General features: G+C 62.4%; 19 protein-coding genes and 1 tRNA gene. 9 read left to right on the top strand and 11 right to left on the bottom strand.

All coding sequences use genetic code 11. The features are described 5' to 3' along the window. Positions 1 to 45: 45 nt before the first annotated feature. A complete protein-coding gene (gene asd / locus AC097R_RS05490; protein WP_479596588.1) occupies positions 46 to 927 on the top strand; it encodes an archaetidylserine decarboxylase in 882 nt (293 codons plus the stop codon). On the opposite strand, the gene AC097R_RS05485 is transcribed toward asd, so the two are convergent. Further along, on the bottom strand, positions 871 to 2154 hold the full coding sequence (locus AC097R_RS05485; RefSeq protein WP_479596587.1) for a glycosyltransferase family 4 protein: 1284 nt from the start codon (positions 2152 to 2154) through the stop codon (positions 871 to 873). The genes asd and AC097R_RS05485 overlap by 57 nt on opposite strands. A gap of 63 nt (positions 2155 to 2217) precedes the next feature. Beyond that, positions 2218 to 3570, bottom strand: a complete 1353-nt coding sequence (gene lplT / locus AC097R_RS05480; protein ID WP_479596586.1) for a lysophospholipid transporter LplT — start codon at positions 3568 to 3570, stop codon at positions 2218 to 2220. Between the two features lie 40 nt (positions 3571 to 3610). Between lplT and AC097R_RS05475 the strand changes: the two genes are divergently transcribed. Then, on the top strand, positions 3611 to 4078 hold the full coding sequence (locus AC097R_RS05475) for a hypothetical protein (RefSeq protein ID WP_479596585.1): 468 nt from the start codon (positions 3611 to 3613) through the stop codon (positions 4076 to 4078). Positions 4079 to 4147: 69 nt separating this feature from the next. On the opposite strand, the gene AC097R_RS05470 is transcribed toward AC097R_RS05475, so the two are convergent. Then, complete coding sequence (locus tag AC097R_RS05470) at positions 4148 to 4813, bottom strand: c-type cytochrome (RefSeq protein ID WP_479596584.1); 666 nt, start codon at positions 4811 to 4813, stop codon at positions 4148 to 4150. 128 nt (positions 4814 to 4941) lie between these two features. Here AC097R_RS05470 and AC097R_RS05465 point away from each other — a divergent pair, with 128 nt between their 5' ends. The 5 genes from AC097R_RS05465 (at position 4942) to AC097R_RS05445 (ending at position 7964) form a co-directional block, all read left to right on the top strand. Continuing rightward, positions 4942 to 5796, top strand: a complete 855-nt coding sequence (locus tag AC097R_RS05465; RefSeq protein WP_479596583.1) for an AAA family ATPase — start codon at positions 4942 to 4944, stop codon at positions 5794 to 5796. 6 nt (positions 5797 to 5802) lie between these two features. Further along, on the top strand, positions 5803 to 6027 hold the full coding sequence (locus tag AC097R_RS05460; RefSeq protein ID WP_479596582.1) for a hypothetical protein: 225 nt from the start codon (positions 5803 to 5805) through the stop codon (positions 6025 to 6027). Between the two features lie 6 nt (positions 6028 to 6033). Then, positions 6034 to 6630, top strand: a complete 597-nt coding sequence (locus tag AC097R_RS05455) for a GNAT family N-acetyltransferase (protein WP_479596581.1) — start codon at positions 6034 to 6036, stop codon at positions 6628 to 6630. A gap of 19 nt (positions 6631 to 6649) precedes the next feature. After that, positions 6650 to 7864, top strand: a complete 1215-nt coding sequence (locus AC097R_RS05450) for a vWA domain-containing protein (protein ID WP_479596580.1) — start codon at positions 6650 to 6652, stop codon at positions 7862 to 7864. A gap of 25 nt (positions 7865 to 7889) precedes the next feature. Next, positions 7890 to 7964 (top strand) — tRNA-Arg (locus AC097R_RS05445). Positions 7965 to 7975: 11 nt separating this feature from the next. On the opposite strand, the gene AC097R_RS05440 is transcribed toward AC097R_RS05445, so the two are convergent. Next, complete coding sequence (locus AC097R_RS05440) at positions 7976 to 8857, bottom strand: LysR family transcriptional regulator (RefSeq protein WP_479596579.1); 882 nt, start codon at positions 8855 to 8857, stop codon at positions 7976 to 7978. A gap of 77 nt (positions 8858 to 8934) precedes the next feature. Here AC097R_RS05440 and AC097R_RS05435 point away from each other — a divergent pair, with 77 nt between their 5' ends. Further along, positions 8935 to 9618 (top strand): glutathione S-transferase family protein, encoded by a 684-nt coding sequence (locus AC097R_RS05435; RefSeq protein ID WP_479596578.1) that lies wholly within the window; start codon positions 8935 to 8937, stop codon positions 9616 to 9618. A 51-nt stretch (positions 9619 to 9669) separates the two neighbouring features. On the opposite strand, the gene AC097R_RS05430 is transcribed toward AC097R_RS05435, so the two are convergent. The 6 genes from AC097R_RS05430 to AC097R_RS05405 are packed head-to-tail and all read right to left on the bottom strand — an operon-like array spanning position 9670 to position 14208. Then, positions 9670 to 10428, bottom strand: coding sequence for a lysophospholipid acyltransferase family protein (locus tag AC097R_RS05430; protein WP_479596577.1), 759 nt, complete (start codon positions 10426 to 10428; stop codon positions 9670 to 9672). A 1-nt stretch (position 10429) separates the two neighbouring features. Next, complete coding sequence (locus tag AC097R_RS05425) at positions 10430 to 11713, bottom strand: dihydroorotase (protein WP_479596576.1); 1284 nt, start codon at positions 11711 to 11713, stop codon at positions 10430 to 10432. A 27-nt stretch (positions 11714 to 11740) separates the two neighbouring features. Next, entirely contained in the window at positions 11741 to 12703 is a 963-nt protein-coding gene (locus tag AC097R_RS05420; protein WP_310340200.1) for an aspartate carbamoyltransferase catalytic subunit, read from the bottom strand. Position 12704: 1 nt separating this feature from the next. Then, on the bottom strand, positions 12705 to 13202 hold the full coding sequence (pyrR, locus tag AC097R_RS05415) for a bifunctional pyr operon transcriptional regulator/uracil phosphoribosyltransferase PyrR (protein WP_479596575.1): 498 nt from the start codon (positions 13200 to 13202) through the stop codon (positions 12705 to 12707). Continuing rightward, positions 13199 to 13612: a Holliday junction resolvase RuvX gene (ruvX, locus tag AC097R_RS05410; RefSeq protein WP_477890681.1), complete on the bottom strand. Its 414-nt coding sequence runs from the start codon at positions 13610 to 13612 to the stop codon at positions 13199 to 13201. The genes pyrR and ruvX overlap by 4 nt, the downstream gene beginning before the upstream one ends. Further along, positions 13609 to 14208 (bottom strand): YqgE/AlgH family protein, encoded by a 600-nt coding sequence (locus tag AC097R_RS05405; RefSeq protein ID WP_479596574.1) that lies wholly within the window; start codon positions 14206 to 14208, stop codon positions 13609 to 13611. Before AC097R_RS05405 ends, ruvX begins: the two co-directional genes overlap by 4 nt. 21 nt (positions 14209 to 14229) lie before the next feature. Between AC097R_RS05405 and AC097R_RS05400 the strand changes: the two genes are divergently transcribed. Next, on the top strand, positions 14230 to 15687 hold the full coding sequence (locus tag AC097R_RS05400; protein WP_479596573.1) for a cryptochrome/photolyase family protein: 1458 nt from the start codon (positions 14230 to 14232) through the stop codon (positions 15685 to 15687). Here AC097R_RS05400 and AC097R_RS05395 read toward each other — a convergent pair. Continuing rightward, complete coding sequence (locus AC097R_RS05395; RefSeq protein ID WP_479596572.1) at positions 15676 to 21492, bottom strand: hybrid sensor histidine kinase/response regulator; 5817 nt, start codon at positions 21490 to 21492, stop codon at positions 15676 to 15678. The genes AC097R_RS05400 and AC097R_RS05395 overlap by 12 nt on opposite strands. Positions 21493 to 21524: the final 32 nt, after the last annotated feature.

Raw genomic sequence — 21524 nt, 5'->3', positions numbered from 1 at the left:
TTCACCGGTTCTGCCTTTCACATCCATTTACCAAAGATTCACGCCATGCGTCTACGCGAGCAAATCCAAAAAATCCTGGCCCACGAAGACTTGAACTTCCTGCTGACCAACCGCATCCCCCGGCAGACGCTGACCCGTTTTCTGGGCTGGTTCAGCAAAGTGGAACACCCGTGGGTGCGGGATGCCTCTATTGGCATCTGGAAGTTTTTCAGCGCGCTGGACTTGAGCGAAGCCAAGAAAACGCGGTTTTCCAGCATGCACGACTGCTTTACGCGCGAACTCCAAGAAGGTGCTCGCCCCATTGCCGGAGATGCGAACACGATGACCAGTCCGGTGGATGCCATCGTCGGAGCGTTTGGCCCCGTGGAGGGCACCCGCGTCTTTCAGGCCAAAGGCTTTCCCTACACGCTGGAAGATTTGCTGGGCAAGGACGCGCCTGTCGACGAATGGCGCGACGGCTTCTTTGTCACGCTGAGACTGACGTCCAGCATGTACCACCGATTCCATGCCCCGCACGACTGCACCGTGGAAGAGGTGCGCTACTTCTCCGGCGACACCTGGAACGTCAACCCCATTGCGCTCAAGCGCGTGGAGAAACTGTTTTGCAAGAACGAGCGCGCCTACATTGGCACCCGACTGAAGGGGCCCGCTCCGCTGCAGGGCAAGCGGGTTGCGCTGGTTCCGGTAGCTGCGGTGTTGGTCGCCAGCATCCGGCTGCATTTTCTGGATGTGCTGTTCCACCTGAAGTACAAAGGCCCTCGGGTGATCTCCTGCAACGCAGACTTCTCGCGTGGGCAGGAAATGGGCTGGTTTCAGCATGGGTCCACCGTGATCGTGCTGGCGCCCAAGGGGTTTACGCTTTGCACGGCGCTAGTGCAGGGGCGGCACGTGCGAATGGGACAACCGCTCTTGCGCTGGCAGGACTGAGTTGCCGGGACGCAGCGCAATGGGCGACGCAAACGACCGTCCGTGGCGCTCCAGCACCGACCGCAAGGTGAGCAGGAAGCTCTCGCACACGGCGTCCCAGCTGCGGTGTGCCACTGCCTGGGCCGCGGCCTTGCGGTAACGCTGGACTCGCTCAGGATCGAGTGCCAGCTGCACAGCGGTGTTGACAAATGCCACATCATCACCCGCAGGCACCAGAACCCCATTGCTCCCGCTTTCGATCAACTCAAGCGCCGCCGCGCAGTCATAGGAAAGCACGGCAAGGCCACTGGCCAGGGCTTCGGGCACCACATTGCCATAGGTTTCCGTGACACTGGGGAAAAGAAAAATATCTGCGGACGCATAGTGCGCGGCAAGGTCTGCCCCTTTCCGAACCCCTGCAAAATGGGCTTCCGGGCAGGCCTCCGCCAGCGATTTGCGCAAAGGACCGTCACCCACCAGCACCAGGTGGGCGTCCGGCAAACGGGCCTGGATCGCCCGAAAAGCGGCAATGACCAAACCCACATTTTTCTCCTTGGCCAGGCGCCCCACCAGCAGGACAACCGGTGCATCCCCTTGCACGCCCCACTGCCGACGCAGCGCCAACGAACGGTGCTGTGGGCCAAACTGCTGGAGATCCACGCCCCGCGACAGCAACGTGACATTCTCATAGCCACGCGCCGTCAGATCCTGTACCAGGCTTCTGGTGGGCACCATGGTGGCCTGGGTCCGGTTGTGCAGCTTGCGAAGGTAGGATTCGATGGGGGTTTTCAGCAGGCCAATGCCGTAGTGCTGGGAATAACTCTGGAAGTTGGTGTGAAAGGAACTGGTGATCGGCAATTGCAGCTTGCGCGCCGCAGCCACCGCCGACCAGCCCAACGGCCCTTCGGTGACCACATGCACGATGTCCGGCCGACGTTCACTCCAGAGCTGGATCAAACGATTTTTGGAGGGCATGCCAAAGCGCAGCTCCCCATAGGCAGGTACCGGAACACCACGGGACAGCACTTCGTCGAATCGGTCCTGCTGCACTGCGGGTGCCTCCCGGGATTGGCGTGGGCGCACCACTTGCAATGAATGCCCCTTTTGCAACAGGCCGGCAACCAACCATCCCAAGGTCATGGCGACGCCATTGATTTCAGGGGCAAAGGTTTCAGTCACCACGGCAATCCGCAAACTCGGTGTTTGCGGGGCGTAGGCTTCAACCAGGAGTTCGTCTGAGGTTTTCACAGCCGCGAGACTAGGCAATCAAAATAACAACTTGATGATGTTTTTTTGACAGTTTGACGTCGATCAAGCCGTCGAAGCGGGCAACCAATGCCCATGGTGCTTCGCGCAGATGCCGACCATTCCCAGCGTTACCAGCGCACCAAAGCCCAGAATCAGTGTCGGCAGAGGCAGGTGTAGTCCTGTGGCACCGGCGTACACCCCCAGCATCAACAGCATGCCTGCGTTTTCATTGAAGCCCTGCACGGCGATGGAGCGGCCCGCGGTCAGCAAGACATGTCCACGGTGCTGGAGCAGTGCGTTCATGGGAACCACGAAGAAGCCCGCCAATGCCCCAACCAGCACCATCAACACTGCGGCCATGGCCACTGACTCCACCAGGAGCATGAGGGGAATCATGGCCCCAAGGAGTGCACCCAGCGGCAGAAGGCGCACTGCCCGGTCAAGCACGACATACCGGCTGGCCAAAACGGCACCGACCACCACACCCAGCGCCGTCACACCCTGCAAATACGCTGCTTGGTTCAAAGGCAAACCCAGTGCTTCGTGCGCCCACCGCAGCACCACCAACTGCAAGGTTGCACCGATTCCCCACAGCAGGGTGGTGACCGCCATGGACATGCCACCCAGAATGTCGCGCCAGAGGAGTATGTTTTCCTGCCAAAAGCGCAGCACCAACGCCTTCGGGTACAGGGAATGGCGTTCATACCTGGCACTGCTGTTGGGTACAACAAAGCACATTGCCGTCGCCAGCAGGTTCAGACACAGCAGAACCCACATACCGGCTACCAGGGCGCTATCTGGTTTGGCATGCACCTCCCACGGAACAGGCCAGGTCAGTCCCAGCATCAGTGGGCTGATCAAAACGCCTCCCAAGACGGTGCCCAGAATCACCGCGCACACGGTGGCACCTTCAAAGAAGCCATTGGCGCGCACCAATTCGTGCGAAGGCAGCAATTCTGTGATCAACCCGTACTTTGCAGGCGCGTACAGCGCTGCGCCCCAACCCGCCACCACAATGGATAACAAGGGGTCTACCCCCGCCAACAGCAGCCCCATGGCGAGAACCTTGAAAGCGTTGGATAGCAGCATGACCCGCCCTTTGGGAAAGGCATCCGCCAAGGGCCCCACCAAAGGGGCCAACAGCACGTAGAACAGGGTGAACCCGATTTTCAGAATGGGGATCCGCCAGTCCGCCTCAGCCAGCTCCATGACCCGCGCGATGGCAAGAATCAAAAAAGCGTTGTCTGCCAGGGTGGAGATGAATTGGACCGCAAGGAGTATGAAGAACGCGCGCGGTATCTGTCGGGAATCTGAAGGCATGCCTCTGAGACAAAGTAGGTGCCCGCATGGTGCCCATGCCATATGAACAAGCGGTGACACTCCATGTGAAGATTGCGTGTCACGGTTTTGCCGCATCCGCTCCTTAGGATTCCTGGGCGATATGGAGGAAAACCGGATGCAGCATCGATTTGCCAAACTCGCGGCGTGGCTCGTCATTGGCAGCGCGTACGCCGCCTTGCCCATTGCCCCTGTTCTTGCCAGCGCGATTTTCTGGCGCAGGAAATACATCGCCCAGTACGGGCAAACCGTGCGCAAGGCCCGCCAGCACATCGACGCGATGCGAAAGGGCCCGGCACTTCACTATTTCAAAGATGTGGTGGGTCAGGTCAGCTTGGTGCCTGAGGACATCGCGGGAGAGTGCGTGCAGTGCGGCAACTGCTGCATGAACCACCAATGCATGTTTTTGGAGGCCATCGGGCCTTCCAAGTACCAGTGCGGCATCTACCACTCCGCATTGCGCAGGGCGTCCAACTGCGGCTCGTTTCCCTTGCACGGGCATGACATTGAACGCTACGCCTGCCCCAGCTACTTCATGGTGGGCACCCAGAAAACCGTGATCCCCATCCACCCCGCAAGTCCGTAACAGCAGTTTCAGCACCCTGTAAAAAAGCCGCTCGATGAGCGGCTTTTTTACAGGGTGCTGGGTGGCGGCTTAGCGGAAGCGGCTTTGTGGCACGGTCTTCAGCTCGGTGGGCAGGCTGCCCATGTAGTTGGCCAGTTCCTTCAGTTCGGCGTTGGAGAACTGCTTGGCCACGCCGCCCATGATGGCGTTGCCGCGGCCGATGTTGGCGTTGCCTTCGGTCTTGTAGGCCTTCAGGGCGACATACAGGTAGTCGCTGTGCTGGCCGGCGATCTTGGGGTAGGTGGGGTCGATGGGCTTGCTGAACGAGTCACCGTGGCAGGACGCACAGTTGCCCTTGGTCAGCAAGGCGTTCACTTTTTCGGAGCCTGCAGCGGCCTTTTCCAGGGCGGGGGCACCTTGCACGGCACCACTGGCTTCGTAAAAGGCGGCCAGGTCAGCGATGTCCTGGTCAGACAGCGAATCGGCAATACCGCGCATGGTGGGGTGCTTGCGTTCGCCTTTTTTGTAGGCATTCAGGGCGGAGGCAATGTACTTGCCGCCTTGGCCCGAGATCTTGGGGACCTTGTGGATTTCAGGGAAGCTGGCTTGGTAGCCCACGATGCCGTGGCAGCCAATACACATGGCGTTCTTCTTTTCGCCAGCCTTGATATCTCCTTGGACGCCCTCGGCGTGGGCAGCGAAAACGGTCACGGAGGCGACAAGCACAGCGGACAGGGACAAGAGGAATTTGTTCATTTTGCGGGGACAATCAAGACGGTGATTGGTATAAATCAGCTAGCCGATTATATCGACCGCCACCTGCGCCCTTTGCAGCCTTTCTGCATTGTTTGGTCCGACCACCCATTGCCCCGCCCGCCCACGCCATGAAATTCCACGGAACCAAGAATTACGTCGCCACCCAGGACCTGATGCTGTCGGTCAACGCCGCCATCACGCTGCAGCGCCCGCTGTTGGTCAAGGGCGAGCCCGGCACCGGCAAGACCATGCTGGCCGAAGAAGTGGCCCAGGCGCTGGACATGCCGCTGCTGCAATGGCACATCAAATCAACGACCAAGGCGCAACAAGGCCTGTACGAGTACGACGCCGTGAGTCGTCTGCGCGACTCGCAGTTGTCTGACATTGACGGCGGTGAACGCGTCAAGGACATCCACAACTACATCATCAAAGGCGTGCTGTGGCAGGCCTTTACGGCCGACAAGCCCGTGGCGCTGCTGATCGACGAGATCGACAAGGCCGACATCGAATTCCCCAACGACCTGTTGCGCGAAATCGACCGCATGGAGTTTTACTGCTACGAGACGCGCGAACTGATCAAGGCCAAGCACCGCCCCCTGGTGTTCATCACCTCCAACAACGAGAAAGAACTGCCCGACGCCTTTTTGCGCCGTTGCTTCTTCCACTACATCAAGTTCCCCGATGCCACCACCATGCAAAGCATTGTGGAAGTGCACTTCCCCGGCCTGAAGAAAGAGCTGTTGGCCGCGGCGATGAAGACCTTCTTTGAGGTGCGCAGCCTCCCGGGTCTGAAGAAAAAGCCCTCTACCAGCGAGCTGCTGGACTGGCTGAAGCTGCTGCTGGCCGAAGACATACCGCTGGAAGCGCTGCACAGCAAGGACGACAAGATGGCCGTGCCCCCGCTGGTGGGCGCGCTGCTGAAGAACGAGCAGGACACCACGCTGTTCGAGAAGCTGATGTTCATGCAACGCAACAACCGCTAAGGCCCCATGAATCACAAACTGTTGCTGGAAGGCGTGTCTGACGCGGTGGGCTTTGTGGGGGGCGCGCTCCTGGCCTTCTGGATCAGCCGCTGGCTGGGCTGGGACATTTTTGCACCGGGCTACAGCAATGCCAGCATCGGCGGCATCGTGCTGGTGGGCTTTGGCGGCGGCCTGGGCTTGCAGCTGGCCCGCCGCTGGCGTGGCCGCCACGGCAATACCCCCAAGGAGTAAACCCGCATGGCATTTGTAGAACCCGTGACCCTGACCGCCCGCGGCGTGAAGCTGGTCCCCCTGGGCCTGGAGCATGAAGCCGGCCTGCGCGCCGCCGCCGCCGATGGCGAGCTGTGGACCCTGCGCATCACCTCGGTGCCCGAACCCGAGCAAACCCGCAAGTACATCGAAGACGCGCTGTCCATGCGCAAGGCCGGCAACCGCTTTGCCTTCGCCGTCACCGATGAGGCCACCGGCCACGTGCTGGGCTGCAGCAGCTACCACGACATCGTGCCCGCGGTGAAGCGCGTGGAGATTGGCTGGACCTGGTACGGCCAAAGCAGCCAGCGCAGCCACGTCAACACCACGGCCAAGCTGCTACTGCTGACGCATGCGTTTGAAACTCTGGGCTGCCACGTGGTGGGCTGGCGCACCGACAACTTCAACTTCAAATCCCAGGCCGCCATCGAACGCCTGGGCGCCAAGAAAGACGGCGTGATCCGCGGCCACGCGCTGCGCCGCGACGGCACCATCCGCGACACGGTGATGTACAGCATGCGCAGCGGCGAATGGCCCGAGGCCAAGGCGCAACTGCTGTATTTGCTGGACAAGCCGCGCGCCTGACGCACACACGGAGCCTGCCATGCTGCTGGACTTTTTCTACACCCTGCGCTCCGCCAAGCTGCCGGTCTCGGTCAAGGAATACCTGACCCTGCTGGAAGCCTTGCAAAAAGGCGTGGTGGGGCCCAACAGCCCGCAGCCCGAGGACGACGCCGAGCCCAGCGGCTACAAGATCGACGACTTCTACTACCTCAGCCGCACCACGCTGGTAAAGGACGAGAAGCACTACGACAAGTTCGACCGCGCCTTTGCCGCCTACTTCAAAGGTGTGGAGATGGTGGCCGACTTCACCAAAGACATTCCTGCTGAATGGCTGCGCAAAAATCTGGAAGGCATGCTCAACCCCGAAGAGCTGGCCAAGCTGCAAGCCATGGGCTGGGACGAACTCATGGAGACGCTCAAAAAGCGGCTGGAAGAGCAAAAGGAACGCCACGAAGGCGGCAGCAAGTGGATTGGCACCGGCGGCACATCGCCCTTTGGTGCCTATGGCAACAATCCGCGAGGCGTCCGCATTGGCCAAGACAAGAGCCGAAACAAAAGCGCGGTGAAGGTATGGGACCAGCGCGCCTACAAGGACTACGACGACACGCAAGAACTGGGCACGCGCAACATCAAGGTGGCGCTGCGCCGCCTGCGCAAGTTCGCGCGCGAGGGCCATGAGGACGAGCTGGACCTGGACGAAACCATCAGCAAGACGGCGGCCAATGCGGGCTACCTGGACATCAAGATGCGGCCCGAGCGCCACAACAATGTGAAGGTGCTGCTGCTCATGGACGTGGGCGGCACCATGGACGAGCACATTGCGCGCGTGGAAGAGTTATTCAGCGCCACCAAGACCGAGTTCAAGCATCTGGAGTTTTATTACTTCCACAACTGCGTGTACGACTACATGTGGAAGAACAACCGCCGCCGCTTTGCCGAGAAGTTCAATACCTGGGACATCCTGCGCAAGTACAACAAGGACTACAAGCTGATCTTTGTGGGCGACGCGACCATGTCGCCGTATGAGATCCTGCAGCCCGGCGGCAGCGTGGAATACAACAACGAAGAGGCCGGCGCCGAATGGCTGCAGCGCCTGACCAGTACCTTCCCCAAGTTCGCCTGGATCAACCCCGAGCCGCAGGGCGTGTGGCAGTACCGCCAGAGCATCAGCGTGATCCAGCAGCTCATGCACAACAAGATGTACCCGCTGACCCTTAAGGGGCTGGAAGAGGCGATGCGGCAACTCACCAAATAGCCACCCTTACAATCGCCGCTCGCTGGTCTTCGTAGTTCAATGGATAGAACGGCCCCCTCCTAAGGGGCAGATACAGGTTCGATTCCTGTCGAGGGCACCAGCACCCTACCCTCAGAGCGACACCGTTTCAGCCAGATGCCGAAACACCGCAGACACCCGCCGCAGATGCCGTGACTCAGGATGCGTAAGCAGCCACAGCTCGGTCTGGCATTCGTCCAATGGCTCTGTCAGCTGCACCAGATCGCTGCGCGTCTGCGCTAAAAACTGCGGCAGCACGCCCACCCCCAGGCCCGCGGCCACCAGCTCCATCACGGTCAGGATGCTGCCCACGCAGTAGCGCGGCACCACCTTGGGAAAGTGCCGTTTGCGCCAGACCACCGAAGGGTGTTCGGGCAAGCCATCGTCGGGACCAATCCATGACGCCTTGCCGGCCTCCACGTCACCATAGTTGCGCGCCGGGCCATTCTTCGCGCCATACAGCGCCACGCGGATGGGGCCCACATGCTTGCCCACCAAGTGCTGGGGCGGGCGCTTGGTCGCCCGCAGCGCAATGTCGGCATCGCGCCGCGTCAGGCTGGTGAGTTCATTGCCCGCGTGCAGTTCGTACGTCAGCAGGGGGTGGAGCGTGGCCAGCGTTTTGAGCGCGGGCGCAACCAGGCCGTGTAGCAAGGTGTCTGTGGTGGTGATGCGAACCATGCCCGACACCAGCTCCGGCGTGGCCTGGGCCGCGGACCGTGCGCGTTCCAGCTGAGCTTCCACCTGCTCCGCATGTTCTGCCAGCGATTGCGCCAGCCCCGACGGCGCGTAGCCCGCGCGGGAACGCTCAAACAGGCGCTGGCCCAGGCCGCGCTCGATGCGGCGGATGGACCGGAACACCGTGGACGCGTCCACGCCCAGCCGCTTCCCCGCTCCCGCCAGGTTGGCCGCGCGCAGCATGGCCAGGATGACCTCCAGGTCAGCCGCGCTGATGGTGTATTGCGTCTTTGCAATCATTAAATGCACCTATGCCCATTTTCATTGCACTTTGACAATATTACAGTCGCGGCCTCTCAACTGCATTTGGAGATGCCATGCACCCGCCCTTCGTCCTGATTTCGCACACCCTGTGCCCCTACGTGCAGCGCGCCGCCATTGTGCTGGCCGAGAAAAATCTGAGCTTTGAGCGCCGCGACATCGACTTGGCGAACAAGCCTGACTGGTTTCTGCGCATCTCGCCCCTGGGCAAGACGCCGGTGCTGCTGGTCGATGGCGAGCCGATCTTTGAGTCGGCCGTGATCTGCGAATTTTTGGATGAAACCGCGCCCCCGCGCCTGCACCCCGATGCGGCCCTGGAGCGGGCCCAGCACCGGGCCTGGATGGAGTTCGGCTCGTCATTGCTCAACACCATTGGCGCGTTCTACACCGCCAAGGATGCGGAGGGCCTGGCGATGCAGGTGCAGCAGATTCGGCTGCGCCTGCAGCAGCTGGAAGACGCGCTGGGCGCCGGCCCCTACTTCGGGGGCCACCGCTTCAGCCTCGTGGATGCGGTGTTTGGCCCGGTGTTTCGGTACTTCGAGGTGTTTGACGCCATCCAGGACTTTGGATTCTTCGATGGTCTGCCCAAGGTGCACGCCTGGCGCACCCGCCTAGCGGAGCGCCCCTCGGTACGCCAAGCTGCGCATGCGGAGTACCCGGCGCTGCTGCAGAAGTTCCTGCGGGCCAGGCAGTCGGCTTTGTCCCGACTGATGGACTGCGCGCCTGCGGATTGCTACTAAATTGGTAGCTGCTCGCGCAATGAATACGGGGGCTAGAGACCTATTTACCTCTTAAACCTTGTCGTTCAGTGTCACGTCGCCACGCAAATTCACAATGGCCTGGCGCAGGTCGGCCGCCCAAGTCCGGCGGTCTCGGCCGTCGGCAGTCTGCGCTGTGCCAAAGCTCACCACGGCCTGCAGGTTCTGGGTCTTGAGCGTGCGCCACAGCGAAACGAGCAGGGTGTCATCGCCGATATAGCAAGGCGCAAAGCTCACGTGGCCAGTGGTCGCGTCTGAGAAATGCAGAGCCACGGGCTGCACCGGGGCGTGGGCTGCAATGGCGGCTTGCAGCATGTTGGCGTGGAACGGCTGGACGGTGCTGCCGTCACCCGTGGTGCCTTCGGGAAACACGCCCAGCACGTCACCCGCCGTCAGGCGTTCCGCCATGTGGTGCACCACGCGCATGGCGTCGCGACGAGATTCGCGCTCGATGTAGAGCGTGCCCGCAGCGTTGGCCAGCGTGCCCACGATGGGCCAGTGCTGCACCGCGGCCTTGGAGATAAAGCGGCAATGGCGCGCGGCGTGCATGACCACGATGTCCAGCCACGAGATGTGGTTGGACACCAGCAGCATGGGGCCGGCGCTGGGCGGGGTGCCGTTTACTACCAATTTGATAGCTAATCGCGCAAGCATGGCGCGGGCCCAGGCCTGAACTTCTGCATCCCGCTCGGGCTGCGTCAGCTTGGGGAACACCCAGTGGATGCGCCACGCGCCCGCCAGCACATGGAGCAACACACGCCACAAACGCCAGCAGGCCTGGATTCGGCGCATGTCAGGCCGCAAACGCTATGCGACCGGCCACCAGCGTGGTGCGCACGCGGCCTGGCAGCTCGTAGCCACTGAACGGGGTGTGGCGGCCCTGGCTGCGCAGCGCCGCGGGCTCCACCACCCAAGCGGCTTGCGGGTCAAACACGCACACATCCGCCGCACCGCCCACAGCAAGGCGCCCCACCTGACTGCCCAACCCGGCCCCCAACACCTGGGCGGCCTGGCTGGTGACCACCGCCAGCGCATGAGACAGGCCCAGCTTGTGGTCGGTCGCCCATTTGAGCGACAGGCTCAGCAACAGCTCCAGCCCCGTGGCGCCGGGCTCGCTCTCGGCAAACGGCAGGGCCTTGGCGTCTTCGTCTACCGGCGTGTGGTCCGACACCAGGGCGTCAATGGTGCCGTCGGCCAGCGCGGCGCGCAGGGCGTCGCGGTCGCGCTGCTGGCGCAGTGGCGGGTTCACACGCATGCGGCTGTCGAAGTAGCCCATGTCCACATCGGTCAGGTGCAGCGAGTTGATGCTCACATCACATGTGATGGGCAGGCCCTCCGCCTTGGCCTGGCGCACCAGTTCCACGCCCGCGGCGCTGCTGATGCGGCACAGGTGCACACGCGCCTGGGTGGAGCGCACCAACTCGAAGATGGTGTGCAGGGCAATCGTCTCGGCCGCTACCGGCACACCCGACAGGCCCATGCGCGTGGCCAGCGGGCCGCTGGCGGCCACGCCCTTGCCCAAGTGGTATTCCTGCGGGCGCAGCCACACGCTGTAGCCAAAGGTGCTGGCGTATTGCAGGGCGCGCTGGGTCACCTGGGTGTTGACGAGCGGCACTTCGGCCTGGCCAAAGGCCACGCAGCCGGCTTCGGTCAGCGCCACCATTTCGGTGAGCACTTCGCCCTTGAGCCCGCGGGTCAGCGCGCCCATGGGGAACACACGCGCCTGGTGCAGGCGCTCGGCGCGGTAGCGCAGCATTTCCACCAAACCGGCTTCGTCCAGCACGGGGTCAGTGTCGGGCGGGCAGACCACGCTGGTCACCCCACCGGCCACGGCCGCAGCCAGCTCCGAGGCCAGCATGCCTTCGTGCTCCAGCCCGGGCTCGCGCAGGCGCACCGACAAGTCCACCAGGCCGGGGGCGACCACGCAGCCCGTGGCGTCCACGGTCTGTTCGGCCACAAAACCAGCGGGCGCAGCCCCGATGGCCAGCACCTTGCCGCCGGCAATCGCCACATCGGCCTGGGTGTCCAGCGACGAGGCCGGGTCGATCACGCGGCCACCTTTGATCAGAATATTCATGGTGTCAGGTCTTTCTGTCTGTGGCCATCAGGCGTCATTGCCGGCAACGATGCTCATCACCGCCATGCGCACGGCGATACCAAAGGTCACCTGCGGCAGGATCACACTCTGCTTGCCATCCACCACCGCAGAGTCGATTTCCACCCCGCGGTTGATGGGGCCGGGGTGCATGACGATGGCGTCGGGCTTGGCCAGCTGCAGCTTTTCAGGTGTGAGGCCAAAGCTCTTGAAGAACTCGTGCATGGAGGGCAGCAGCGCGCCGCTCATGCGCTCGTTCTGCAGGCGCAGCATGATGATCACGTCGCAGTCCTTGATGCCTTCTTCCAGGGTGTGGCAGACGCGCACACCCATTTGCGCCATGTCGGACGGCACCAGGGTCTTGGGCCCCACCACGCGCACCTCGGCACAGCCCAGCGTGGTCAGCGCATGGATGTCGGAGCGCGCCACGCGCGAGTGCAACACGTCGCCCACGATGGCGACCGTGAGGTTGGAAAAGTCTTTCTTGTAGTGCCGGATGGTGTACATGTCCAGCAGCCCCTGGGTGGGGTGGGCGTGGCGGCCATCGCCCGCGTTGATCACATGCACATGGGGTGCCACGTGCTGCGCGATCAGGTAGGGCGCACCCGATTCACTGTGGCGCACCACGAACATGTCGGCGGCCATGGCACTCAGGTTGGCAATCGTGTCCAGCAACGATTCGCCCTTGGAGGCACTGGAGCGCGCGATGTCCAGGTTGATGACGTCGGCGCTGAGGCGCGTGGCGGCAATCTCGAACGTGGTGCGGGTGCGCGTGCTGTTCTCGAAAAACAGGTTGAACACGCTCTTGCCACGCAGCAGGGGCACCTTCTTCACTTCGCGGTCGTTGACGGAGACGAAGTTGGAGGCGGTGTCCAGGATGTGGGTGAGGATGCTTTTGGGCAGGCCTTCGACCGACAGCAGGTGCACCAGCTCGCCGTGCTTGTTGAGTTGGGGGTTGCGTTTGTAGAGCATGTCAGGCTTCCTGCACGTCGAAAGAGAACACGCCCGCGTCGCTGCGCGCGAGCGCCAGCGACTGGGTGGGCGCCACGCTCACGCGCGCCGCCGCAAAGTCGGGTTGGATGGGCAGCTGGCGGCCGCCACGGTCCACCAGCACCGCAAGCTGCACCGAGGCGGGGCGGCCAAAGTCAAACAGCTCGTTGATCACTGCGCGCAGCGTGCGGCCGGTGTAGAGCACATCGTCCAGTAGCAATATCTGGGCGCCGTTCACATCGAAGGGCAGCTGCGTTTGCCCGCCCGCCGACAGGCCACGTTGGGCAAAGTCGTCGCGGTGCATGGCCGATGAAATGGTGCCGGCCTTGCCCGGCAGTTTCAGGTCCGCCTGCAGGCGCTCGGCCAGCCAGGCGCCGCCCGAGGTAATGCCCACCAGGCGGGTATCGGCGTTGCACAACTGCTGCACACCGCGCAGCAACTCGCGGTAAAGCGCCTCCGCATCCAGAGCCAAAGTACTCACGTCAAACTCCTCAAAAACTGTTCCAGGATGATGCAGGCCGAGGCTGCATCGGCATCCTTCGCGCCCGAACTGATGGCCTCGGTGGTGCTGTAGCGCTCGTCCACCTCAAATACCGGCAGGCCAAAGCGGCCATTCAACTGGCGGCCGAATTTCTTGGCCCGCGTGGTGTTCTCATGCGGCGCGCCATCGGGGTGGTAGGGCACGCCGATCACAATCGCGTCGGGCTGCCATTCCTTGAGCCTGGCGGCCACGCCGTCAAATCGGGCATTGCCTTCGGCGTGAATGGAGCCCTGTGGCTGGGCGGTCTTCAGCAGCCGGTTGCCCACCGCCACACCGGTGCGCTTCAGCCCGAAATCAAAAGCAATGAACGTCGTCAGGTGGGCCGGCACAACCGCAGCCGGTGCGCTCATGCGTGCCCCGCTTGGGTGGAGATCATCCAGGCCTGCAGGCCCAGCAAGGCCAGGGCCTTGTCGTAGCGCTGCTCCACCGGCGTGTCAAAAATAATGGCTTGGTCAGCGTCCACCGTCAGCCAGCTGTTCTCGCCCAGTTCAGTCTCCAGCTGGCCCTCGCCCCAGGCCGAATAGCCCAGCGACACCAGCACCTTGCGCGGGCCGGACCCGCTGGAAATGGCTTCCAGCACATCCTTGGACGTGGTCATCTCCAGTCCGCCGGGAATCGTCATGGTGGAGGCGTACAGCGCCTGCTCGGGCTTGCTATCGAGCGCCCAGATGGCTTCGTGCAGCACAAAACCGCGCTCGGTTTGTACCGGGCCGCCCTGGAACACGGGGTTGCCGTTGAGGTCTGCACGCGTTAGCGGCAGGTCAATCTTGTCAAACAGGGCGTCGAGGTTGATGTCAGAAGGCTTGTTGATGACCAGCCCCAAGGCCCCGCGTGTGGTGTGCTCGCAGACGTAGACCACGCTTTTGGAGAACATGGCGTCCTCCAAGCCGGGCATTGCAATCAAAAAGTGGTTGGTCAGATTGATGGGTGCAGAATCGCCGGGCATATCTTGATTTTAACGGGTGCCATGCCAACACAATTCACTACCGGACTGGTCTGGTTCCGCCGCGACCTGCGCCTGCACGACAACACCGCCCTGCACACCGCTTTGCAACAGTGCGAGCGCGTGTTTTGCGCCTTTGTTTTTGACCAGGACATCCTGGCGCCCCTGCCGCGCGCCGACCGCCGGGTGGAGTTCATCCGAGAATCGCTGGTGGAGCTGGACAAGAACCTCGGGGGCAAGCTGGTGGTGCTGCAAGGGCGGCCCCAGGCCTGTATTCCAGAACTGGCGCAAGCATTGGGCGTGCAAGCGGTGTTTGCCGCCCGCGACTACGAGCCCCAGGCCCTGGCGCGGGATGCCGAGGTGCGCGAAAGCCTGCGCGCCTTGGGCGCGACACTGGCGCTGGTCAAAGACCATGTGATTTTTGAAGAGCGCGAAGTGCTCACGCAAATGGCCAAGCCCTACGGCGTGTTCACCCCCTACAAGCGTGCCTGGCTGGCCCGGTTGGAGCAGCACCCGCTGGCGCAGCACGACAGCACGGCGCTGCTGCACAAGCTGGCGGCCAAGCCACCGGGCCATGCCAAAGCGGTGCCTACACTAGAAGAACTGGGCTTCGAGGCCACCAACCTCCAGCAGCTCAGCATCCCCACAGGTGAGTCCGGTGCCCAGCAGCTGCTCACCAATTTTGTGGACCGCATGGGCCGGTATGACCAGACCCGTGACTTTCCGGCAATAAAAGGGCCTAGCTACCTGAGTGTGCACCTGCGCTTTGGCACGGTGTCGATACGCCAGCTAGTGGCCCTGGCCCAAGAGCAATGCGCACAGGGCAGCCTGGGCGCGGCCACCTGGCTGGGCGAGCTGGTGTGGCGCGATTTTTACTTCCAGATCCTGGCGAATTTTCCACAGGTCGCCACCCAGGCCTTCAAGCCCGAGTACAACCACATCGCCTGGGAACAGGGCGAGCACGCCCAGCAGCTTTACGCCGCCTGGTGCCAGGGGAAAACCGGCTACCCGCTGGTGGATGCGGCCATGGCACAGCTGAACCAGACCGGGTACATGCATAACCGCCTGCGCATGGTGACTGGCAGTTTTCTGGTGAAACATTTGGGCTTGGATTGGCGCTGGGGTGAGCGCTACTTTGCCCAACAGCTCAATGACTTCGACCTATCCGCCAACAACGGCGGCTGGCAGTGGGTGAGCTCCAGCGGTTGCGATGCGCAACCTTACTTCCGCATCTTCAACCCCATCACGCAGAGTGAGAAGTTTGATGCTAAGGGCAAATTCATCCGCCGTTATCTGCCGGCCTTGGCCGCCTTGGGCGCCAAAAGTATCCACGCGCCCTGGTTAGCCAAACCATTGGAGCTGAGTGCCGCAGGCATTACGCTGGGCGAGAACTACCCGCTGCCCATCGTTGACCATGCCACCGCGCGTGCACGCACGCTGCAGCGCTATGGCATCGTCAAGAAAGCCGACTCAGACAGCTAGCGCCGTGCTGCAGTAGCTGCGCACCAGGCCCAGCAACTCGTCTTCGTTGTAGGGCTTGCCCAGGTAGTGGTCCACACCCAGATCACGTGCGTGCTCGCGGTGTTTCTCCGCAATGCGCGAGGTGATCATGATGATGGGCAGGTGCTTGAGCTTGTCATCGCCACGGATGTTGCGTGCCAAGTCAAAACCGTCCATGCGCGGCATTTCAATGTCGGACAGCACCACGGCAGGAATTTCTTCCTGCAGACGCTCCAGCGCTTGCAAGCCATCGTTGGCCAGCGCCACACGGTAGCCTTCGCGCTTGAGCAGGCGCTGCGTCACGCGGCGCACGGTGATGGAATCGTCCACCACCAGCACCAGCGGCAGTTGGTCTGCCGCCTCCATCATGGAAGAGTTGCTGGCTTCCGCAGCAGTCGTACTCTCGCCCGCTGCGGTTTCATCGGCCACCGCTGCGCCCAATGCGCGGGCTTGCTCGCCATACACCGCGGCCAAGGCCACAGGGTTGTAGATCAACACCACGGCGCCAGACGCCAGCACGGACATGCCAGCCAAGCCAGGCAAACGTGCCAGTTGAGGGCCCAAATTCTTCACCACCACTTCGCGGTTGCCCAACACTTCGTCCACGTGGACGGCCAAGCGCTGGCCCGCGCTGCGGAACACCGCCACTGGCATGGTCTTGCTCTTGGGCTCGCGGCTGCGCGCAGACACTTGCAGCAAGGCCCCCGCCCAGAAGAATGGCAAGGCCTGGCCCGCCATGTCAAAGGCCTGGTCGGCATAAGACTGTTCCAGCTTGTCAGCGGGAACGCGCAGCACCGTTTCCATGATGTTGGCGGGCACGCCCACGGAGAACTCGCCCATGCGCAGAATCACCACCTGCGTCACGGCTGTTGTAAGTGGCAGCACCAGCTTGAAGGTGGTGCCCTTGTCTGGCTCAGTCTGGGTTTCGATGCGGCCACCCAAGGCATTCACCTCGGAGCGCACGACATCCATACCGATACCACGACCCGCCAACTCGGTCACCTGATCGGCGGTGGAAAAGCCTGGCATGAAGATCAGGTTGGCAGCATCGCTATCGCTTAGCTCGGCATCCACCGCCACCACGCCATTGGCAATGGCTTTGGCGCGAATGCGGTCCAAGTGCAGGCCGCCACCGTCGTCACTGAAGGACACGGACACGTCGTTGCTTTCCTGGTGCACCAAGATATTGATGGTGCCTACGGCGGGCTTGCCCGCAGCCGCACGGGCCTCTGCCGACTCAATGCCGTGGGCGACGGCGTTGCGCAGCAAGTGCTCAAACGCAGGGGCCATGCGGTCCAGCACACCGCGGTCCATCTCAATGGAGCCACCGGTAATGTCCAGTTTGACCTGTTTGCCTGCGTCCTTAGAGGCTTGGCGCACCACACCGTAAAGACGGTCCGAGATGCCTTCAAACTCCACCATGCGGGTACGCAACAAATCGCGCTGCAGCTCGCGGGCCTGGCGGCCCTGGGCGATCAAATCGTCTTCGGTGCCTTCCACCGAGCGCTGCAAATTGCGCTGCACGGTCGCCACGTCGTTCACCGACTCCGCCATCATGCGGGTCAATTCCTGCACGCGGGTAAAGCGGTCAAACTCCAGCGGGTCGAAGGACTGCGCGGAATCTTTGGTTTGCGCCAAGCGCGATTGCATCTGCGACTCGGCCTGGAGTTCCACGTCGCGCAGCTGTTGGCGCAAACGATCCAGATTCCCACCGAGCTCGCCCAGCGAGGACCGCAGCTGGTTCAGGCGCGCATCCATGCGCGACCGCGTGATCATGACCTCACCCGCTTGGTTCACCAAACGGTCCAGCAAGTGCGAGCGCACGCGCACCGATTGGTTGCTGCTGGCCTTGGGCAAAGCGGTCAGTGGCGTGTGCACCACAGGTTTGATCTTCAAGGGCGCGGGTGCCGCAGCCTCTGCGACATCACTTGTCTCCACATCAGCATCTTCTGCTTCCAGCAGCGGTGCCGGGGCTTCCTCAGCCTCTGGTTTGCCCAGTGCAGCGAACACTGCTTGCAACGTGTCAAAACGCGTTAGCAACGGCTCCAGCTGCACGGCTTGCAAGGCCTCGGTGCCAACCTGCTCAATGGAAGACTCCATGCGGTGGGCCATTTCGCCCAAGCGCATGGCACCCGCCAAACGGGCACTGCCCTTGAGCGTATGCAGTAGCCGCAAAATTTCGTTGCGTGCCCCCATGTTGTCGGGGCGCGCCACCCACTGGCGCAGTGCCGTACCCAACTGGGGCATCAGTTCTGTGGCCTCTTCTTCGAAGATGGGCAACAGATCCTCGTCCAAGTGGTCCTCGGCGTCGATGTCTTCGTCTTCGGCGTCCACGATGGTCAGCGGTGCGGCACCCAACGATGGCACATACACAGGCTCCTGCACGGGCGCAAGAACGGCAACGGGAGCCGACGCCTCTTCTTCCAGCAGCGAATCCAGATCGTCCAACACCGAATCGTCCAGCGATTGGTGCGACGCACTCTCCAGAGCCGGCGCGGGGAATTCGGTTTCTGTGATCGCGTGCAGGGCGGACAGCACCGTCGCATCCGCGTCCTTGAGGAACCCGGCCGCAAATTGGTGCAACAAACGGCGAATGTCTTCTGCCGCGTCATTGAACACGGCGGCCTGCTCTGCAGAACCCTGACGGTGCAACTGCACGTGCTGCAGGGCCTGCTCCAAGGCACGGGCCATGTCAGACAGGGCCACAAAACCAACCGTCGCAGAACTTCCCAACAAGGAATGCGACAGCGCGATCACAGAGTCCGGCACGGTCTTGGGCAACTCAAGCGCCCACTCGCTGAGCTCAGTCTGCAAGCGGCGCGACCACTCGTCCGCCTCATTCAGGTAAACGTTGTACAGCGGGATGCTCAGGCGCAGGGGGCCAATAATCTTCAGTCCATCGTCGGGCTCCATGAGCGGCGACTCGATCAAGGGCTCTTCTTCTGCCTGCTCTGCAGACAGCTCAACCAAATCAGAAATCACGGTGTCCGGGCCAGAATCTGACTCGATTTCTTCCTCGACGTGGACTTCCACCACCTCTGCGGCGGGCTGCGCCGGTGCGGCTGGCGCATCGAAGCTGCCAAAGTCAAAGTCGCCCAAATCCACTTCACTGACTTCGGTACCACCATGCGCATCCATCGCATCCGCCTTCGCGGTGGGTACTTCGAATGCCTGCGTGGTGTCAAAACTGAAGATCTGCGTCGACACAAAATCTGGAGGCGGCACAGCGGCGGGCTCTTGCACATCCAGCCCCGAGAACAACTGGGTTGATGCGAAGTCGGCCTGCTGTGGTTCGGGCTTGGCATCCAGCGACAGGCCGGGGGACAACTGGGTCGATGCAAAGTCCGGCCAAGCAGCCTCAGGCTCTGCTGCGGGTGGCAATGCAGCACTTGCGGGCAACGCAGGCACCTCCACAGCCAGCTCAGCGCCGGGTGTTTGCAGAGGCTGCAGCGTGTTGTGCAAACGTAGCGCTTCTGCCGTTTTGCGGAACTCCGAGGCACTCCAGGGAACGTCGGCGCCAGAGGCAATGTCTTCGACCCAGCGGCCAAACGCCTGCATAGCGTCACCGGATACAGACACGAGGTCATCGCTGGCCGGGCGCTGCTCGGCCAGGGAGGTATTGAGCAATTGCTCGAACGACCATGCGGCCTCACCAAACTCATTCAGCCCGACCATGCGCGAGCTGCCCTTGAGGGTGTGGAAAGCACGGCGCAGCGTGGTTTGCTCGGCAAGATTGGTGGGGTCTGCACGCAGCGACTCCACTGCGGCCAATCCGTTCTGCACCACCTCACGCGCTTCTTCCAGGAAGATGTCGCGCAACTCTGCGTCGTCATCAGCGTCTTCGGCAGGAGCGGGGCTTGGGACGGCAACAGCCACCGGAGCCACTACCGGCACGGCCATGGCGACGGTGGGAGGTGCAACCGCTTCAGGCTCCGCAGGCGGGGCCGCCGTCAACATTTCGAGTGCTGCCACATCCGATGCCACATCAGCTTGTGGCACAGGGTCGGCCTCTTGCACGGCTGCACGCTCACGGCCCATCAAGGGCTTGAACTCACCGAGCTCTTCGTCGTACACAAACAAGGTCTTGGCCAGCGCGCGCTGGTAGCTGAGCATGTCAATAAGGAAGCCCATCGCCCCCAAGCTGCTACCAATCTTCTCAAAAATTCCGGTGCGTGCGGTCGCTTCGTCGATGTCATCCACCAGAAACTGCTCCACACTGGCACGCATGCGGATGGCCGCAATCGAAGGCTGGTCCAGCCCCAGCACGGAGAAAACGCCACGCATTTGCGCCAACTGGCTGGGCACTTCACGCAGGGGCGATTTGTCGCGGGGGTCACGGAAGAACTGGTCCAGTGATTTTTCCACTTCGGCCAGATTGGTTCGCAGTTCGTCCACCACACTGCCCATGGTTTGGCGGTCGCTGACCCGGCGGTACAGCTCTTCCATCCAGGACTCCAGCGGCTCGGGATCACCCCCCGCGCTGACGTGTTCAAGGCGCTGCGCCAAGCGAGCACTGCGGTCCGCCATCTGGCTGTCGGTGGGGTCCAAGTCTTCGTACGCTGCTTCCAGATATAACACCGAAGTAGCCACTTCCATGGCCACAGCGGGCGCGGGCGCGGCACCGGAACGCACGGTGGCCTCGATGGCGCGGGACAGCGCTTTGGCCAAATCACCACTTTCCGCGTGCAGCTTCACCACGGCATCGGCCACGGCTGCAAATTGTTCGCCCGCTGCTTTCAGGCGGTTGGTATCACCACCCGCCAGCGCAGACCACGTCTCCGCCGCGGAGGCGATGCGCTTACGCGCCAACACCAGCAGCGCAGGGTCAAAGCGGCCGAACTGCTCTGTGTCGTAATCTACCGGCTTGGTGCGCGTCAGGCCATAAGCCTTGCGCACCGCCAGCAAACTTGGCGAAGAGGCAGCATCCTTGGGCGTCGCTCGCGAGCAGAAAAATACCAGGTCCTGGGCCAGGCGTTCGGAGACCGACGCACCACCCTTGGCCAAGGCCACATACTGTTGGAGGATGCGCGATGCGGCGCGCTTGGTGTACACGTCACCTGCGAACAGCCCTTGGGCCATGGCCTCAAAGTAGCCAGCGCACACCATCCAGAAGGTTTTCGTTTCCAGATCGGTCGCTGCGGCAGCAAAACCGTGGCTGATGTCACGCAGTCGCTGCGCAGCCTTGACGTCACCGCTCTTGACCAGACGCAGCACGGCTTGGTCCATGTCGCGGCGCACATCGGCGCCATAAGCCAAGGGAGCCACTCCAGCAGGCGCGGCTATCGCCACCCAGCGCCACTCGGGCGGCCACAGGTCAGCGGGATGAATGCGGTCCGCACCAGCCAACTCTTGCAGAGCCCGGTACTGCGGGAACAACGCCACCGACGATGCGGTTTTGCCTTTGAGTACGCCTTCGAGGTATTCGGTCAGCGCAAAGCTGGCACGTTCCATACGGTTGGCGGCGTCATCGCTGCACAACTCAGGGCGCTGCACAAACTTTTGCGCAAGTGACTCCATGGAACGCAAAAACTTGGCAGGTGCCACCAGCCCAACCATCTCCAACGCGCCTACCGCCTGGTGCAACTGCTGGCGGGCAATGCGAAGGTGGCTGGCATCGAGTTCTGTGAGGTCCGAGCCGCGAGCCAGCTCCGCATCGCGCACGAACCGGCGCATCGCCTTGGTCGCCCCGTCTAGTGACTTGCGCAGCTCATCAAGCACCCAGGCCAAAGGCCCAAGATCATTGACCGCTAGTTCGTTGTCGCCGGGAGCGGCTGTGTTCGATGACATGGGTTCAAGCTCTCCTGGATCTCACGGGGCGG

It is taken from the genome of Rhodoferax sp. ZS1R25, assembly GCF_056521335.1.
This window is presented reverse-complemented; position numbering and strand designations above follow the sequence as displayed.

Coding starts and splice junctions, on each gene's coding strand:
- AC097R_RS05470 (WP_479596584.1), bottom strand. CDS start 4,813: ATGAACAAATTCCTCTTGTCCCTGTCCGCTGTGCTTGTCGCCTCCGTG.
- AC097R_RS05455 (WP_479596581.1), top strand. CDS start 6,034: ATGGCATTTGTAGAACCCGTGACCCTGACCGCCCGCGGCGTGAAGCTG.
- AC097R_RS05425 (WP_479596576.1), bottom strand. CDS start 11,713: ATGAATATTCTGATCAAAGGTGGCCGCGTGATCGACCCGGCCTCGTCG.
- AC097R_RS05475 (WP_479596585.1), top strand. CDS start 3,611: ATGCAGCATCGATTTGCCAAACTCGCGGCGTGGCTCGTCATTGGCAGC.
- AC097R_RS05400 (WP_479596573.1), top strand. CDS start 14,230: ATGCCAACACAATTCACTACCGGACTGGTCTGGTTCCGCCGCGACCTG.
- ruvX (WP_477890681.1), bottom strand. CDS start 13,612: ATGAGCGCACCGGCTGCGGTTGTGCCGGCCCACCTGACGACGTTCATT.
- AC097R_RS05440 (WP_479596579.1), bottom strand. CDS start 8,857: ATGATTGCAAAGACGCAATACACCATCAGCGCGGCTGACCTGGAGGTC.
- AC097R_RS05450 (WP_479596580.1), top strand. CDS start 6,650: ATGCTGCTGGACTTTTTCTACACCCTGCGCTCCGCCAAGCTGCCGGTC.
- AC097R_RS05395 (WP_479596572.1), bottom strand. CDS start 21,492: ATGTCATCGAACACAGCCGCTCCCGGCGACAACGAACTAGCGGTCAAT.
- AC097R_RS05405 (WP_479596574.1), bottom strand. CDS start 14,208: ATGCCCGGCGATTCTGCACCCATCAATCTGACCAACCACTTTTTGATT.
- asd (WP_479596588.1), top strand. CDS start 46: ATGCGTCTACGCGAGCAAATCCAAAAAATCCTGGCCCACGAAGACTTG.
- AC097R_RS05460 (WP_479596582.1), top strand. CDS start 5,803: ATGAATCACAAACTGTTGCTGGAAGGCGTGTCTGACGCGGTGGGCTTT.
- AC097R_RS05465 (WP_479596583.1), top strand. CDS start 4,942: ATGAAATTCCACGGAACCAAGAATTACGTCGCCACCCAGGACCTGATG.
- AC097R_RS05430 (WP_479596577.1), bottom strand. CDS start 10,428: ATGCGCCGAATCCAGGCCTGCTGGCGTTTGTGGCGTGTGTTGCTCCAT.
- AC097R_RS05420 (WP_310340200.1), bottom strand. CDS start 12,703: ATGCTCTACAAACGCAACCCCCAACTCAACAAGCACGGCGAGCTGGTG.
- AC097R_RS05435 (WP_479596578.1), top strand. CDS start 8,935: ATGCACCCGCCCTTCGTCCTGATTTCGCACACCCTGTGCCCCTACGTG.
- lplT (WP_479596586.1), bottom strand. CDS start 3,570: ATGCGGCAAAACCGTGACACGCAATCTTCACATGGAGTGTCACCGCTT.